The sequence below is a fragment of the Hymenobacter sp. J193 genome, assembly GCF_024700075.1.
Classification (GTDB): domain Bacteria; phylum Bacteroidota; class Bacteroidia; order Cytophagales; family Hymenobacteraceae; genus Hymenobacter.
Map to the genome: position 1 here is coordinate 2,023,728 of NZ_JAJONE010000001.1, position 15,273 is coordinate 2,039,000.

Below are 15,273 nucleotides of genomic sequence, written 5' to 3' on the forward strand. Positions count from 1 at the left end.
TGGAATCAGAGGTGGGAAGCTTAGAAAGTGTAGTTGAATCCGATACCAGGAATGACAATGCTGGTTTTGTAAGTTCCGGGCACACGGTCGGTCGTGCCGTTATCCTGCAGCTCAGCCTGCGTCTGGGTGCGCTTCATGATGCTGATGAACTGCGTCGACACATCCACCGAGAAATGCTCACCGGCCTTGTAGGATACGCCCAGCGTACCGCCAATGCGGTTGGCATCCGGCGTTTCCGGCGACACGTAGCCATCCTTCACCGGCGACATATCGTAGGTGCCCCCGGCCCGAACCGTGAAGGCCTCCGTGAGGGCGTACTGCCCGCCCAAACGGAACGTGAGGGCATCCTGATAGTAGCGCTTGGAGGTAGAGCTGGTAATGCCGGCCCCGCCTACGTTGTTGTTGAATTTGAAATTCAAGGCGCGGTACTTGCTCCACTGCACGTGGTTTACGTCGATGGCCAGGGTCAGCTTTTCGGTGGGCATGATGCCGATACCGATAGAAGCCGTAGCCGGCAGCGGAATGGTCACGTCAAACTCCGTTGCCTGGAAGCTGGGCTTGGCGGCCTCCGGCAGGTTGCTGAACGTCACGTCGCCGCCTTTCACGGTAGCGTCAATCTTGGAGCGGTACGAAACGCCTACGCTCAGCTTTTCGGAGGGCTTGAAGTACACACCCGCGTTGAAGCCAACCTTGTTTTCGGCTTTGCCATCCAGCTCCACATGGCCGCTCTGGCCCTGGCCGTTGGTGGTAGGCACGTCGCGCTGCAGGTTTACCGAGCCGAGGGCCAGCACAGCCACACCCACGCCTACGCTTAGGTTTTCGGTGATGGCATAGCTGATGGTAGGCTGCACGAAGATGGATTTCAGGTCGATATCCGTGAGCGAGAAGCGGCCTTCCCAGCCATCGGCGTACTGCAGCTTGCTGCCGAAGGGCGTGTACACCGCAATGCCGGCTTTCCACTTGCCTTCTGCCGGGCCAAAGCCCGCAAACAAACTAAAGGGCGTCACCACCGAGTTGCGCAGGGTGCGGTCTTCGGTGCCATTCTCCGCCCGAAAGGCCTGGCGGGCGAAGGTAGCGTTGGCGCCAATCTGCACGCCCCGCTCACGCACCATGGCCAAAGCGCCCGGGTTGTAGAACATGGAGGCCTGATCTAGGGCCAGGCCCGTCCCTACGCCGCCCATGCCGTTGTTTTTGATGCCGGCCAGGGAAACCTGGAAGCCACCCGCCGAGGCAGCCGTGCCCGAAAGCAGCGCGCCCCCCACGAGGAGTAGAGATTTTAGCTTCATAAGAAGAAAAGGGTGAGAATGTGAGGTTGAGGAGCTAAATGTAGGGAGAAAAACTCAGCTACTAGTAGGCAAGCCGAGTATTATTCGGGCTTAGCCGCGGGCCGTGAGGATGCGCCGGCTGCGGCAGGCAGCACCCGGCGCGCAGCGCAGTCGAACACCTGGCCGGCCACCAGCAGATGCACGCGGTAATCCTGCCCGGCTACCGGCTCCCCGCGGCTGATGCCGCTGAGGTTGTCGTGGTGCAGGTGCTGGCCATCTACTACCATCACGCTGCCGTCGCCAAACACCTCAGCCTGATAGCCATGGCGCAGAATCACGCCGGTTTCCTCCGACAAGCCGATGCCGAGGCTGGTGGGGTACGTGAGCACGGCGTGCAGCAGGCGGCCCATGCGGCCCCGCTCGGCAAAGTGCTGGTCGATGAGCAAACCGGGCCGCAAAGCCAGGCCGGACCGCGTCTGAATGCCGCCTTTGCGCAGAGCGCGCCAGCCGTAGCCATCCACCAGCATGTTATCGGGCAGGGCGGCGGCCCCGGCGCTGGTGCCGGCCACGATGAAGGCCGCATCCGTAAGGTAGCGGTGGTGCAGCTGGCGCAGAAACTCGGTGCCGAGCAGAAACTCGGTAATCAGCTCCTGGTCGCCGCCGGTGAAGAATACCAGCCGGGCCTGGGCCAGGCGGCGCAGTGTAGCGGGCGTATCGGCGGGGCGGCGGGCATCAATGCACAAGTGCCGGGCACCGGGGCAGCCCAGTTCCCCGAAGGCTTGCTCGTAGGCCTTGGCCGTGCGGCGCGGCTCCTGCGAAGCCACCGACACTATTTCGATAGCGGCATTGGGGTCGGCCAGCAGGCGACAGAGCAGCGTGAGCAGGGCGTCATCGTCGCCGCCGCCCAGGGCCACCAGCGTTCCGAGAGGAGAGAAATCAACCATGCGGGCACGTACGTCAGAAACAGCAGGAAGATATGGTTTGATCTGGCCGAGACGCGTACAAGAGCTGGAAAGCTGAACCGTAGCTGCCGCGGCGCTAAATTGGGGTTTCTTCGCGGAGAAAGTCTATTTGCGCAGCGGAAAAATAGCCCGGGCGTGCGGAAGAGGCCGGCATTTCTCCTATTTTTGCGCGCCGATTTTCACTTCAACCCGCTTGCCTAGCGAAGCATAACCGCCCTCTGTTCCGATGATTCAGCAACCAACCGCGGAAACCATCACGTCCCTGATTCAGGAGGGCGAGTTTTTCAAGTTAAAGGAAGTCCTCAAGCACTTCGAACCGGCCGAGCTGGTGGCGCTGCTGGAGGAAGAAGAGGAGCGCGAGCAGCTGATTATTTTCCGGCTGCTGCCGCTGCGCCTGGCCACGGAGGTATTCGAGTACCTCAGCCTCGATATTCAGAAGCACTTCCTTGCCAACCTGGCGCAGGAGAAGATGACCGACATCCTCAACGAGATGTCGCCGGACGACCGCACGGCCCTGCTGGAGTTTCTGCCCGACGAGCTGGTACGGGAGCTGATTCAGACACTGTCGGAGCCGGAGCGCAAAGTCACGCTGGAGCTGCTGGGCTACCCCGAGTACTCCGTGGGCCGCCTGATGACGCCCGACTACATTGCCATCCGGGAAAACTGGACGGTGCAGCAGGTGCTCGACTACATTCGCCGCCACGGCGGGCAGTCGGAAACGTTGAGCGTGCTCTACGTGACGGACTCGCGCGGCGTACTCATCGACGACATCCGCATCCGGGAAATGTTGCTGGCCGACCCGCAGAAGCGCGTGAGTGAGCTTATGGACCGGCGCTTCGTGTCCCTGAAAGCCATGCAGGACCAGGAAGAAGCCATTGAGGTGTTCCGCCGCAACGACCGGGTGGCCCTGCCCGTGGTCAACAATGAGGGCGTGCTGTTCGGCATCGTAACCATCGACGACATCCTGGACATCCGGGAGGAAGAAGACACCGAGGACATCCAGAAGCTGGGCGGCTCCGAAGCCCTGGACGAGCCCTACCTCGATACGCCGGTGCTGGACATGGTGAAGAAGCGGGCCGGCTGGCTCGTGATTCTGCTGATCGGGGAAATGCTGACCACTTCGGCCATGCACCACTTCGAGGACGACCTGCAGCGGGCGGCAGTGCTGGGTTTGTTCATTCCGCTTATCATTTCGGCCGGCGGCAATGCGGGCTCCCAGGCTACCTCGCTCATCATCCGGGCCATGAGCCTGGGCGAGTTTTCACTTTCCGACTGGTGGCTGGTGATGCGGCGCGAGCTGGTATCGGGGGCGCTATTGGGAGCTATCTTGGGTGTGGTAGGCTCTTTGCGGATTGTGCTGTGGGCCAAGGTCATCGACCCCGGCTACTTCGGGCCTTTCTGGCCGCTGATTGCCGTGACGGTGGGCGTTTCCCTGCTGGGCATCGTGCTGTGGGGTGCTTTGGCCGGGGCTATGCTGCCCATGCTGCTCAAGCGCCTCGGCCTCGACCCCGCCACCGCCTCGGCACCCTTCGTGGCCACCCTGGTCGACGTGACCGGACTCATTATCTACTTCTCGGTAGCTACGCTGGTGCTGCGCGGTACGCTGCTGTAACGGACTTCACTGTTTGAACGAAGATGGCCCGGCTGCATGCTGCAGCCGGGCCATCTTCGTTCAAAGCAATTGGTATTTCACTACTTCTGAGCGCTCAGCCATTGTACGGCTTCGGCTTCGTCCACAAACTGGTTGATGGAGCAGTTGTCGCCGTAGGTGTGGGGCAGCGGGGGCAGCGTTTCGTCCTGCACATCGTCGAGCTGGTAGGGCGCTATCAGAAAGGCCAGGTACACGTGCGCTTTCAGGTGCTGGCGCAGCGTGGGGTAGAAGACTTCCGCCAGCCAATGCACGTCGCGGGCGTCTACCTGGGTGCGGCGGCGCGAGTCGATAAGCCAATGGTGGCAGGCCTCACAGCCGCTGGCGTACTGCAGCAGCTCCTGGTAGCCGGCGCGCAGCTCGGTGGAGGTAGCCGGCCGCGTCCAGCGGGCCGTCACGATGCCCAGATCCGGGCGGTGCGTCAGCGTCAGATAATCGTTGATAGAAGTCGAAGTCATGCTAAAAACGGGAATGACAGTCTCCCAAGGTACGGACATTCCGTTACGCACGCTGGCCGGATTGTGTTGAGCTTCCGCTGATGCCCCCTTTGCCCGGGGTCAGCGGCTACTCGTCTACGCGGCCGCGGCCGGCCTTTTTCTGGCTGTGCTTTTTCTTGGATTCCAGCCGCTGGCGCACGGCGCCTTTGCTGGGCTTGGTGGCGCGGCGGGCCTTGGGGCGGTGTAGCGCCTTCACAAGCAGCTCGTGGAATTTGCGCAGGGCAGTTTCCTTGTTGCGCAGCTGGCTACGGTCTTCCTGGGCGGTTACCAGCAGGGAGCCATCGGCCGTGAGGCGGGACGCCAGCTTCTGCAGCAGTACTTGCTTCTGCTCATCGGAAAGCAGCTGCGACGTGGGCACGTGAAACCGCAGCTCCACCCGCGACTCTACTTTGTTGACGTTCTGCCCGCCCGGGCCGCTGCTGCGGCTGGTTTGGAACTGGAGCTCGGACAGGAAGGCATCGGCAGCGGGCAGCATAGCAGGCAGGGGAAAGAAGGCGGAAAACGACAACCGGGGCAATACGCAGATTGGCTCCCTTCGGCTGCCTGTGCAACCTTCGGGGCGCAAAGTTCACCCTTCACTACCTTCCGCACCTATCTTCGCTTTCTTTCTCACGTTCTTTTCTTTTGCTATGAACTTCTCCTTTACGCTGCGGCGCTGGGCGCTGGCGGCCCCGGTCTTGGTCGTGGCCCTGAGCGGCTGCCAGCCCGGCGGCAAATCCGGCGCCGGCCAGCCCGACCTTATCCAGGCCAACCTGGACACCACCGTGCACCCCGGCGACGACTTCTACGCCTACTCCAACGGCAACTGGTTTAAGCAGCACCCCATTCCGGCTTCCGAAAGCAGCTGGGGCATTGGCAAGGAAGTGCAGAACGAGGTATACGCCCGCCTGCGCAGCCTGAGCCAGGAAGCCGCCAAAGCCAAGGCCGCGCCCGGCACCACCCAGCAGAAAATCGGGGACTTCTGGGCTACTGGCATGGACAGCGCCACCATCGATAAACAGGGTGTGGCACCGTTAAAGGCGGAGCTAGATCGTATTGCTGCCATCCAGTCGGTGGCTGATGTGCAGGCAGCCATTGCGCGCCTGCAGCCGCTGGGTGTAAATGCATTATTGGGCCTCTATGTGGGCCAGGATGCCAAGAACAGCGAAAAGATGGCGCTGCAGCTCTGGCAATCGGGCCTGGGCTTACCCAACCGCGACTATTACTTCAACAAAGATGCCCGCACCAGTAACATCCGCAAGGAGTACGGCCTGCACGTAGCGCGCATGTTCCAGCTGCTGGGGCAAGATGCCGCTACCGCCCAGCAGAATACCCAGCGCGTGCTGCAGCTGGAAACCAAGCTGGCCGCCACCTCCCGCAAGCTCGAAGCCCTGCGCGACCCGTACGCCAACTACAACAAGATGACGGTGGCTGGCCTCGACAAGCTCACGCCGGGCATCAGCTGGAAGCCCTGGCTGGCGCAGATGGAGCTGAGCAAGGTAGATACGGTGATTGTGGGCCAGCCGGAGTTTTACCGCGAAGCCGGCCGCCTGCTTTCCACCGCCCCGCTGGCCGACTGGCAGGCCTACCTGCAGTGGCAGCTGGCACACGCCTATGCTCCCACCCTCAGCCAGCAGTTCGATCAGGAAAACTTCCGCTTCTACGGCACCGTGCTGCAGGGTGCCAAGGAGCAGCGCCCCCGCTGGAAACGCGTGCTCGATGCCGAGGAAAGTGCCCTCGGAGAAGCACTGGGCCAGTTGTTCGTGAAGGAATATTTTCCACCGGCCACCAAAGAGCGGTACGAAAAGCTCACGACCAACATCATGGCCGCGTTCCGGGAGCATATTCAGCAGCTCGACTGGATGAGCGACTCCACCAAGCAAAAAGCCCAGAGCAAGCTCACCAAAATCACCCGCAAAGTGGGCTACCCCGACAAATGGAAGGATTACTCGGCGCTGAAGGTTGACCGCAGCTCCTACGCCCAGAACGTGATGCGCGCCAACGAGTGGCGCTACCGCTACGAGCTGAGCAAGCTGGGTAAGCCCGTAGACCGCACCGAGTGGGGCATGACGCCCCAGACCTACAACGCCTACTACAATCCCTCCAACAACGAAATTGTGCTGCCGGCCGCCATCTTCGCCATTCCCGGCCTGAAGGATGCCGACGCCGACGACGCTATCATCTACGGCTACGCAGGCGCCAGCACCATCGGCCACGAGCTTACCCACGGCTTCGACGACGAAGGCAGCCAGTACGATGAGAAGGGCAACCTGCGCAACTGGTGGACCAAGAAGGACCGGCAGCTGTTTCAGCAGCGCGTGAACGGCATTGTGCGCCAGTTCAACGGCTATACCGTGCTTGATTCCATGCACATCAACGGCAAAGCCACGGCCGGCGAAAACATTGCCGACCTGGGCGGCATCGTCATTGCGCTGGACGCCTTCAAGAAAACCGAGCAATACAAGAAGGGCGAGAAAATTGGCGGCCTTACCCCTACCCAGCGCTATTTCCTGGGCTACGCCCTGGGCTGGCAGGTGCATCAGCGCGACGAACGGCTGGCCCAAAGCATCCTTACCGACGTGCATTCGCCCGCGCAGTACCGCATCAACGGCCCTTTCGCCGACGTGCCGGAGTTCTACGAGGCTTTCAACGTGCGCCAGACCAACAAGCTCTGGCGCCCCGACAGCGCCCGGGTAAAGATCTGGTAGTGCGGTCTGCTTCGTGAAAATTCAAAAGCCTTTCTGCCATAGCGGAAAGGCTTTTTGTATATTCAATGACCGGAGTTTGACCGGGCCTCCCGAAAGGGAGAAGCCCGGCCGAAAAAACCTTGACTGCTCAGGCAACGCTTTGGGCTGGGGCATCATCTTACCGGCATTCACTCTTTTTTCCTTTGCTATGAAAACCGCTACTTTCCTACTGTTGCCGCTCACCCTGCTGGGCACTCTGTCCTCGTTTCGGCCTGCTGCTCCCGCAGCCCCGGCCGGGTTGTCCGTAATGGCTACGGCCGTCCAGCGCGACGTACGCGCGGTGGATGCTTTTCAGGAATTGTCCTTGGGTTTGCCGGCCGAGGTAATCGTGCGCCAAGGCAGTGAGCAGCGCGTGGAAATTGATGCCGCCGCCGAAGACCTCAAGCAGGTGGAAACCACGGTGAAAGACGGCCGCCTGCGCATCCGGCGACCCGAGAAAAGCGGCTTCCGCTGGACCGATGACTACAAGTTCAAGCAGCCGGTTAAAATCTACGTGACCATGACGACCGTCAAACTACTGAGCGTAAGCGGCTCGGGCTCCATCCGCACCGAAACGCCGGTGAAAGCCACCCAGCTCAAGCTGAGCATGAGCGGCTCGGGCCGCCTGCAGGTAAACGCGGTAACCGATGCCCTGACGACGTCTATTTCGGGCTCGGGCCGGATTCTGGTATCGGGCAGCGCCGACACCAACGACGTTTCCATCAGCGGCTCGGGGCGCATTGAGGCCCAGGACCTACGCACCAACTCTACCAGCGCCAGCATCAGCGGCTCGGGCAACTGCCGCGTGTACGCCAGCAAAACGCTGGATGCCCGCATCAGCGGCTCCGGCTCCATTGTGTACCAGGGCGGCGCACAGGTGTCGTCGCACATTGCCGGCTCGGGCTCGGTGCGCCGTGGCTAAGCTAGGCTGATTTAGCTGTACGCAGAGCCTTTTTCGGGCCGTTTCGCCGGGGGCGGAGCGGCCCGAAGTTTTTGGGAGTGGGCACTATCTGCTTACTTGCGGGCCGGTACCGGCTACGCAGCCGGGCCGCTCTTCGCATCATGGCGCATTCCAGCACTAAACTTCCGGCCTGCGCAAACTGCGGGCACGCCTTCCAGCCCGAACAGCCCAACGAATTCTGCCCCAGCTGCGGGCAGCAGAACCACGATTTGAATGTGTCGTTCGGGCACGTGCTGGAAGAAACGCTGGAAGGCATTTTTCACTTCGACAGCAAGGTGTTCCGCACGGCCGGGCTGCTGCTGTTTCGGCCAGGCCAGCTCACGCGCCGCTTTATGCAGGGCCACCGCGTCGGCTACGTGCCGCCCATCCGGCTGTATGTGTTCATCAGCTTCGTGTTCTTTTTGTTCTCTCCCTGTTTAGCAGCCACTCCAGGGAAAAGGTGCTGGGGGTAGCAGAAAAGGCCAGCGTAGCGGCTGCGAGCCAGGGGCGGCAGAATATCGACTCACTGTTGGAGGCCCAGCACGTTGTTCTGTCGCCGAAGGATGCTGCCGCGCTCCGAAAGCTGGATACGGTGGCCAATCGCCAGGCCAATACCGGAGCCAGCTTGAACATAGGCAGTGTGAAGCTGCGAGCAGAGGAGATTCATGCCCTGCCCGAAGAGCCCAGTGTAGCCCAGTTGGATTCCTTTATTCGCACCAAAGGCGCAGAGCCTTCCGCCCTGAGCCGACTGATAGTGAAGCGGGCCATCCGCTGGCGCGATGCCACTACAGGCGACGTGGTTCACCAGTTGCTGCGGGCCGGGTCGGTGATGATGTTCCTGCTGATGCCGCTGGCGGCACTTCTACTGAAAGGCGCCTACGTGCGGCGTAAGAAACGCTATATCAGTCATCTGATTTTCACGATTCATCTGCACTGCTTTCTGTTTCTGTTCTTCTGCTTTTGGCTGGGCATAAGCGCTATACCCTACCTCGGAGGCCTTACTGAGTGGCTGTGGGTGGTACCGGTAGTATATTTCCTGGTAGCGCTGCGTAGCTTCTACGAACAGGGCTGGGGCAAAACACTGGCCAAATCCTTGTTGCTGGGGTTCACCTACTTTCTCACCCTGACGTTCTGCGTTGTCGGCGTGATTCTATTGGGCGTAGCCGTTTTCTAAGGCGTCAGTTGGTTGTTGATAGTTGTCAGGTGGGCAGAAACTATACAGCCGCGCTATCCCTATGCTAAACCTGACAACTGGCAACCGACATCTCCCTTACAGCCCGAAGATGCCGCCGCCTTTCTTCTTGTCTTTGCTCTTCGACTTTTTCTTGTCCTTGTCGGAGCCGAAGACGCCGAACAGGCCGCTGGACTTATCCTGGATGATGACGTAGCGCAGCGAGAAGCCCACCGGGAACCGCGCCCAGTCTTCGCCCCCGAACTCTACGCTGGGCTTGAAATCGGCGGAGAGCAACAGGCGCGTGAAGGCCACTTTATACTCTACCCCAATAATCCCGTCGAACCCGCCAAAGCCGCCGTTGTCTTTGTGCGTGCCTAGGTGGCCGCCGGCGCCCAGGTAGTAGTTGAGGCTGGGCCCCAACACCGGAAAGTGCCGCTCGGCCAGCACCGTGGCCGACAGCTCGCGGCTGCTGGCCAGGGCAATACCTTCGAGAGTAGCCTTTTCCAGGATTTTCTGCTGCACCGTGAGGCCCAGGCTGCCGCTGCTGTAGCGGATGCCGCCGGCAGTACGGTATTTCTGAGCCTGCGCCCCCTGTGGGGCCAGCAGCCAAACCAAGACAAGAATGGCCCCCAGACGGCCTACCAAGCGAATCAAATTCATAACAACTACTATCAGAGGAAAGACGGAACCCAAATGGCCGCGTACCGTTGAACGACTGCGGCGCGTGCAAAGTACGCGCCACTTGTTGGATTTAGCCAATATGTTCGGTAGAGCCCGTACCTTGCGGCCCGCTTCTCACCTCCCCGTTTTCTTCCGTGTATCTTCACCATCTGGCCTATTATCTACCCACGCAGGTAGTTACCAACGAACATTTTACCCAGCTCAACGGCCTGTCGCACGAGTGGATTATGGAGCGCACCGGTATCCGCGAAAGGCGCAAAGCCGGGCCGGGCGAGAATACCAACACCATGGCCATTGAGGCCACCCGCCGCACGCTGGCCGAAGCCCCTGCCTTCCCGGCCGAGCAGATAGACCTCATCGTAGGCGCCACCTACACGCCCCACGACACCATTGTGACGCTGGCCCACGCCGTGCAGCACGCCATCGACGTGGCCGATATTCAGGTGGTGAGCATTTCCTCGGCTTGCTCCTCGCTGCTGAACGCGGTGGAAATCGTGGAAGGCTACTTCGCCATGGGCAAGGCCACCCGGGCGTTGGTAGTGGTATCGGAGCACAATACGGCCTACAACAACGAGGAAGATACCATGGCCGGCCACCTCTGGGGCGACGGCGCCGCCACGCTGCTTATTTCCAAGGAGCGCCTGCACGAAAACGACCTGCGCATTGTGGACGTGAAAACCGGCGGCGCGGCTACCATGGGCAAGGCCACCACCAGCGTGACGCTGAAACCCGTGGAGCGCGGTCTGGTTATGCCCCACGGCCGCGACGTATTCACGCACGCCTGCCAATACATGGCCCGCGTTACCCGGGAAATCGTGGAGCGCAACGGCCTTACCATTCCCGATATCAACTACCTGATTCCGCACCAGGCCAACCAGCGCATCACCAACAATGTGCTGCAAAATCTGGAGCTGCCCGAAGCCTGCGCCGTGTCCAACATCGAGCGGCTCGGCAACACGGGCTGCGCCGGCGCCGCCATTGGCCTGGCCGACACCCTACCCCAGCTGACGCCCGGTCAACGGGTGGTGGTTACGGTGTTCGGGGGTGGCTACTCGTTTGGCGCCATGCTGCTGGAGCGCTAGGCGCTACGGCCCCAGCAACACCAGCGGCACCGCGCCCCGGTGCCCGGCCTGATCATCCCAGCGCACCAGGTACCAGCCACTGCGCAGGCCCGGCGGCAGCCGCAGCGGCAGCACGTTGTAGCCCGCCTGCAGCAGCGTGGCCTGCACGCTTAGTTTGCGCCCGGCCGCATCATACAGCCGCAGCACCAGCGTAGCCCCCTTGTCGGCCAGAATCTGGACCTGCGGGGTAGTGCCAGCACTCACCGGATTCGGGTACAGTTTCAGCTGATTTACGGCCACGGAGCCGTCGGTTACCAGTTGGGGGCCGGTGTAGTCGGTTTCGCCGGAAGGCCGCACCAGCCCGATGCGGTAGTACACCAGCCCGCCGGGTGCCTGCGCATCAAGCAGCTGGTAGGCGGGGCCACCCGTGGAAGCCACGCGGCCCAGCCCAATCCAGTTGGTGGTATCGGCGCTGCGCTCCACCACAAACTCCTGCACAAAGCACTCATCGGTTGTGGTCCAGGCCACGTTCACCTGGCCGGCCGCTATGGTTTCGGGGGTTACCGTTGCCAGCGGGGCGGGCAGCATAGGCTGGGCGCTGCACCCGAGGCTGCGGAAGCTTCGGGTGCGGAGCACAAAGCGCCCACCGGCCACCTCACTTGCGGGGTTCAGCTCCCGGCTCACCTGTCGCGCCCCAATGGCGTAGTGCATGATGGCGCCCGGCAGAATAAGGTGGGAAAGCTGCTGCGCGTGGCCCAGCTCGTGCACCACCACCGACTCGAAGTCGAACTGGCTGCCAGTGGGCGCGGCTGGCCCGAACTGCCAACTCTGTGCGTCGTCGAACTCCATGTCGATTTCCTTCACGGTGAAAACCACGCTGCCATTGGGGCGGCGGCAGCCTTCGTAGTAGCTGGTGGTGCGGCCCAGCACGCGGGCCGGCAACTGGTTTTCGTTGTCGAAGCCCAGACCATTGGCCTCATCATCTTCGGCGACGGAGCCGGTGCGCTGGTCGCCTAGCTCCCAGTTTACGCCCGTCTGGCAGCGCCAGGTGGCGAGGGCGCGCCGAAAGGCGTCGGCCGCCCCTGCTCGGCTGGTAAAGTTGGCTACCGGCTGAAAAGTATAGCCGCCCCGGTCGTTGTCGTTGATGTGGTTGGGCCGCACGATTTCGTTGGTGCTGGCTTGCACGGTGCTCACGGCATATACCACCGTCAGCGTTTCCGTACTTACCGCTTCCTCCCGGGTGTTGCTCACCACTTTCACCGGCCCGCTGCCGGCGGTATTTTTTTCGAGGCTGAATGAAGGCACCTTCACCCGAATCTGCGTATCGGTCCAGCTCACGTAGTCTGAATCCTGGGGCTTTACTTCGGTTTTGCCACCGTCGTCGGCATTCTTGAACGCGACGTAGCCGCTGCCCCGGCTGCCACCAAAGCCACTGCCGCTGATGGTGAGCACCGCGCCGGTACCCGCCGTGATGCTCAGGGGGCTGAGCGTGGCTACTACGGCCTGTTCCTGCCGGGCCGGGCGAACGACCCGGTTCAGCGAATTGGCTAGCACTACGTTGGCCTGCTGCTCCCGCACCCGACCAGTGCCTGCCTGGGCCTGCACCTGCGCATAAAAACCGGGGCTGATGCGGCCGTACTGCCGGAAAGTTTCGGTGGCCGTTCCCTCGGCCAGGCTGTAGCGAATAACGCCCTGCTCACTGCCGTAGGCCATCCAGCTACCGGATGCGCCAGTACCGGGCAGCAACGAAGCGGTCAGGAAGAATACCCCTTGCTCGCCGGGCGTAAGGCGCAGCGTATTGGTAAGAACTTGCTGGTTTAGGCCCACCGTACCGCCTTCCGTCAGCACCGTAATAGTAGCCCCTGGTGCCCCCTTCCATACCTTATATATACGTAGCCGATGGGCGGTGTAAATGCGGCGGTGGCGGGCATCCCAGAACCCGAGTGCGTCCAGCACTTCCCCTTCCACAATGAGGCTGGCCTGAGCGGAACGCACGGCCGGGTCAAGCGGAAGCAGCAGGCAATGCGCCTCCGAAAAACCGGGAGCAACCTGCGTCGGCTGGGCCTGAGCCAGGGGCAGACAGGTAAGCGCACATAATACGGCGGCCGACAGCCGCGAGAGGAAACGTCGGAGCATACACAGTCAGGGAAGGCGGAGGCGGGCAGGTTCGTTTTCCATACGCAGCACAGCCCGGACCAGTCACCGGGTGCGGGCTATTTATTTCCGCTAAAACAAGCTGCCTTGTACCGGCTGCGGAATGATGCGCGGCGGCTCCAGTACCAGGCCAGTGCGGGCAGTGAGCTGCGCCATGAAGTGCTGCGTCCAGAGCGGGGAGTGCATAATATCTTTCTGGTGCACAAAGAAGTACACGGTTTGCAGCCCTGCGGCCAGCCAGTCGGCTATGCGGGCGGCCCAGTCGTCGGCGCGGCGGTAGTCGCTTGGCACCAGGCCGTGGCCGTTGAAGCGCACCAGGGCTGTAGCTGTTGTCAGCCGCATATGCAGCACGTCGCGGCGGCCGGCCACATCCGTTAGTACCAGCGTTTTGCCCAGGGCTTCCAGCATCTCAAACACGGCTTCGCGCAGGCCGGCATCGGTGTACCAGCCGGGGTGGCGCAGCTCTACTGCCAGGGGCACGGTCGTAGGAAAATCGAGCAGGTAGCGCTCCAGCCGGGGCAGGCTTTCGGGGCCGAAGGTGGGCGGCAGCTGGAGAAACGCCGTTCCCAGGTTGGGGCCCAGCTCCTCAATGGCCCGGCAGAACGTGAGCGTCAGGTCGTCGGCGTTGTAGAGCTGCCGCTCGTGGCTGATGCTCTGGGGCAGTTTGGGGCAGAACCGAAAATGCGCCGGCACGGCGGCCTTCCACTTGCGCACGGTGGGCGCATCGGGGATGCGGTAGTGTGTGGTATTCAGCTCGATGCTGTTGAACTGCCGCGCATAGTAGCTCAGAAACTCGGCGTCTTTGATACCCGCCGGGAAGTAGTTGCCCAGCCAGGATTTATTGGTCCAGATAGGGCAACCTACGAAGATGGCCGGCGGTTGTGGGGTGCCCGCGCGGGCCAGGGCGGCAGCCGTGCCGGGGTGGTCGGGCGGGAGGCGAAAATCAACGTAGCGCAGGTCGGAGAGGCGGCCAAAATCCATGCGGCAACTTACGGCAAAAACCGCCGGCCGGCTACCCTTACTCCCATAGCTATTTTTTCGGACCTGTGCAACCAACCGTTTCAACTAGCCAGCCGCCAAATGACAAAATTTTTTAACCGTCGGATTATCTTATTTATACGTGCTCCGGCCAGTGGCCCCTATATAATGCAAAAAAACGCGCTACCCAATCCAAAGCGCTATTTTATTTGCTCGACAGTACATATATTTTGTGCAAATATTCTATAAAAAGGACAAAAAACCACCCTATGCCAGGTCCGTCGATTTGGGCGTTGCCAAAAGCTTTTGCACACTGCCAGTAGTTTTGTCCCGCTCACCAACGCAACGAACACCTATGAAGTTTGTCTACCGAATGGATGTCTCGGCCTTGATGATAGCGCTGATTCTAGTGCTACTCTCAGCTCCGACGACCGGGGCCTGGGCCCGCACCAGCACCGCAGAAGAAGTTCCGGCCAAGAAAGCTACCCGCAAAACCGTGCTCAAAGGCCGCGCCTCCTGGTACGGCCGGGAACACCAGGGCCACCGCACCAGCAACGGGGAGCGGTTCGACCGGAACCAGTACACCTGCGCCCACAAAACCCTGCCATTCGGGACCCGGTTGCGCGTCACCAATCCCCAAACCGGTAAAGCCGTCGTTGTGCGCGTTTCGGACCGCGGCCCGTTTCGTCACCAGCGCATTCTGGATTTGTCCGAAATTGCGGCCCGCCCGCTGGGCATCGTCACGCACGGGGCCGTATCAGTTATAGCCGAAGTAGTATCGCCGAATACGCCCCTGGGCCCCACTAATGCTCCTACCGACCTGGCTGCGCTGGCCGCCGACTCTACCATCACCAGTCTGGTTACCATAATTGAGCCGGGTGCTACTGAAGCCGCCGACGTGGTGAAAGTAGCCGAGCCGGCTCCCACCTTTATTGTACAGGCCGGTACCTTCGGCGACGTGCGCAACGCCCAGGCCGTGCAAAGCAAGATTCTGGCCCTCGACAACAAGCTGAGTGTGCGCGTAGCCACCAACCTGCAGGAAGGCAAGCCCCTGAACCGTGTGATTGTGGAAGGCCTCGCCGACCGCGCCGCCGCCGAAACTGTGCAGAAGCGTCTTCAGCAGTGGGGCATTGCCGGACTCGTGCGTCAGAAAGAGAACTTATAAGTAGCCTGCGCTTCGTTACTTGAAAGCCCGCCGGACGCCTTGG

The 15,273-nt window shown here is 61.5% G+C and carries 14 protein-coding genes; 7 read left to right on the plus strand and 7 right to left on the minus strand.

Features of this window, described 5'->3' with window-relative positions; all coding sequences use genetic code 11:
• Positions 1 to 20: 20 nt before the first annotated feature.
• Together LRS06_RS08765 and LRS06_RS08770 are read right to left on the minus strand one after the other, a co-directional pair.
• Positions 21 to 1,286, minus strand: coding sequence for an OmpP1/FadL family transporter (locus tag LRS06_RS08765; protein WP_257871143.1), 1,266 nt, complete (start codon positions 1,284 to 1,286; stop codon positions 21 to 23).
• Positions 1,287 to 1,366: 80 nt separating this feature from the next.
• A complete protein-coding gene (locus tag LRS06_RS08770; protein ID WP_257871144.1) occupies positions 1,367 to 2,209 on the minus strand; it encodes a cyanophycinase in 843 nt (280 codons plus the stop codon).
• A 244-nt stretch (positions 2,210 to 2,453) separates the two neighbouring features.
• Between LRS06_RS08770 and mgtE the strand changes: the two genes are divergently transcribed.
• Positions 2,454 to 3,839: a magnesium transporter gene (gene mgtE / locus LRS06_RS08775; protein WP_257871145.1), complete on the plus strand. Its 1,386-nt coding sequence runs from the start codon at positions 2,454 to 2,456 to the stop codon at positions 3,837 to 3,839.
• An 80-nt stretch (positions 3,840 to 3,919) separates the two neighbouring features.
• On the opposite strand, the gene LRS06_RS08780 is transcribed toward mgtE, so the two are convergent.
• Positions 3,920 to 4,333, minus strand: a complete 414-nt coding sequence (locus LRS06_RS08780; protein WP_257871146.1) for a hypothetical protein — start codon at positions 4,331 to 4,333, stop codon at positions 3,920 to 3,922.
• Between the two features lie 106 nt (positions 4,334 to 4,439).
• The gene (gene arfB, locus LRS06_RS08785) at positions 4,440 to 4,847 is read right to left on the minus strand and encodes an alternative ribosome rescue aminoacyl-tRNA hydrolase ArfB (RefSeq protein ID WP_257871147.1); all 408 of its coding nucleotides are present in this window, start codon (positions 4,845 to 4,847) and stop codon (positions 4,440 to 4,442) included.
• 154 nt (positions 4,848 to 5,001) lie between these two features.
• Here arfB and LRS06_RS08790 point away from each other — a divergent pair, with 154 nt between their 5' ends.
• From LRS06_RS08790 to LRS06_RS08805, 4 genes are all read left to right on the plus strand, one after another.
• Entirely contained in the window at positions 5,002 to 7,059 is a 2,058-nt protein-coding gene (locus tag LRS06_RS08790; RefSeq protein WP_257871148.1) for a M13 family metallopeptidase, read from the plus strand.
• Positions 7,060 to 7,246: 187 nt separating this feature from the next.
• Positions 7,247 to 7,999: a head GIN domain-containing protein gene (locus tag LRS06_RS08795; protein WP_257871149.1), complete on the plus strand. Its 753-nt coding sequence runs from the start codon at positions 7,247 to 7,249 to the stop codon at positions 7,997 to 7,999.
• Positions 8,000 to 8,139: 140 nt separating this feature from the next.
• Positions 8,140 to 8,490, plus strand: coding sequence for a DUF3667 domain-containing protein (locus tag LRS06_RS08800; RefSeq protein ID WP_257871150.1), 351 nt, complete (start codon positions 8,140 to 8,142; stop codon positions 8,488 to 8,490).
• Positions 8,478 to 9,191 carry a hypothetical protein gene (locus tag LRS06_RS08805; protein WP_257871151.1) on the plus strand — a complete coding sequence of 238 codons (714 nt, stop codon included), beginning with the start codon at positions 8,478 to 8,480 and terminating at the stop codon, positions 9,189 to 9,191. The genes LRS06_RS08800 and LRS06_RS08805 overlap by 13 nt, the downstream gene beginning before the upstream one ends.
• A gap of 96 nt (positions 9,192 to 9,287) precedes the next feature.
• On the opposite strand, the gene LRS06_RS08810 is transcribed toward LRS06_RS08805, so the two are convergent.
• A complete protein-coding gene (locus LRS06_RS08810) occupies positions 9,288 to 9,851 on the minus strand; it encodes a hypothetical protein (protein ID WP_257871152.1) in 564 nt (187 codons plus the stop codon).
• 155 nt (positions 9,852 to 10,006) lie between these two features.
• Between LRS06_RS08810 and LRS06_RS08815 the strand changes: the two genes are divergently transcribed.
• Positions 10,007 to 10,954 carry a 3-oxoacyl-ACP synthase III family protein gene (locus LRS06_RS08815; protein WP_257871153.1) on the plus strand — a complete coding sequence of 316 codons (948 nt, stop codon included), beginning with the start codon at positions 10,007 to 10,009 and terminating at the stop codon, positions 10,952 to 10,954.
• 3 nt (positions 10,955 to 10,957) lie between these two features.
• Here the strand turns inward: LRS06_RS08815 and LRS06_RS08820 are convergent, their stop codons facing one another.
• Together LRS06_RS08820 and LRS06_RS08825 are read right to left on the minus strand one after the other, a co-directional pair.
• A complete protein-coding gene (locus LRS06_RS08820) occupies positions 10,958 to 13,069 on the minus strand; it encodes a matrixin family metalloprotease (protein WP_257871154.1) in 2,112 nt (703 codons plus the stop codon).
• Between the two features lie 90 nt (positions 13,070 to 13,159).
• On the minus strand, positions 13,160 to 14,068 hold the full coding sequence (locus LRS06_RS08825) for a DUF72 domain-containing protein (RefSeq protein ID WP_257871155.1): 909 nt from the start codon (positions 14,066 to 14,068) through the stop codon (positions 13,160 to 13,162).
• Between the two features lie 352 nt (positions 14,069 to 14,420).
• On the opposite strand from LRS06_RS08825, the gene LRS06_RS08830 reads away from it, so the two are divergent.
• A complete protein-coding gene (locus tag LRS06_RS08830) occupies positions 14,421 to 15,230 on the plus strand; it encodes a septal ring lytic transglycosylase RlpA family protein (RefSeq protein WP_257871156.1) in 810 nt (269 codons plus the stop codon).
• Positions 15,231 to 15,273: the final 43 nt, after the last annotated feature.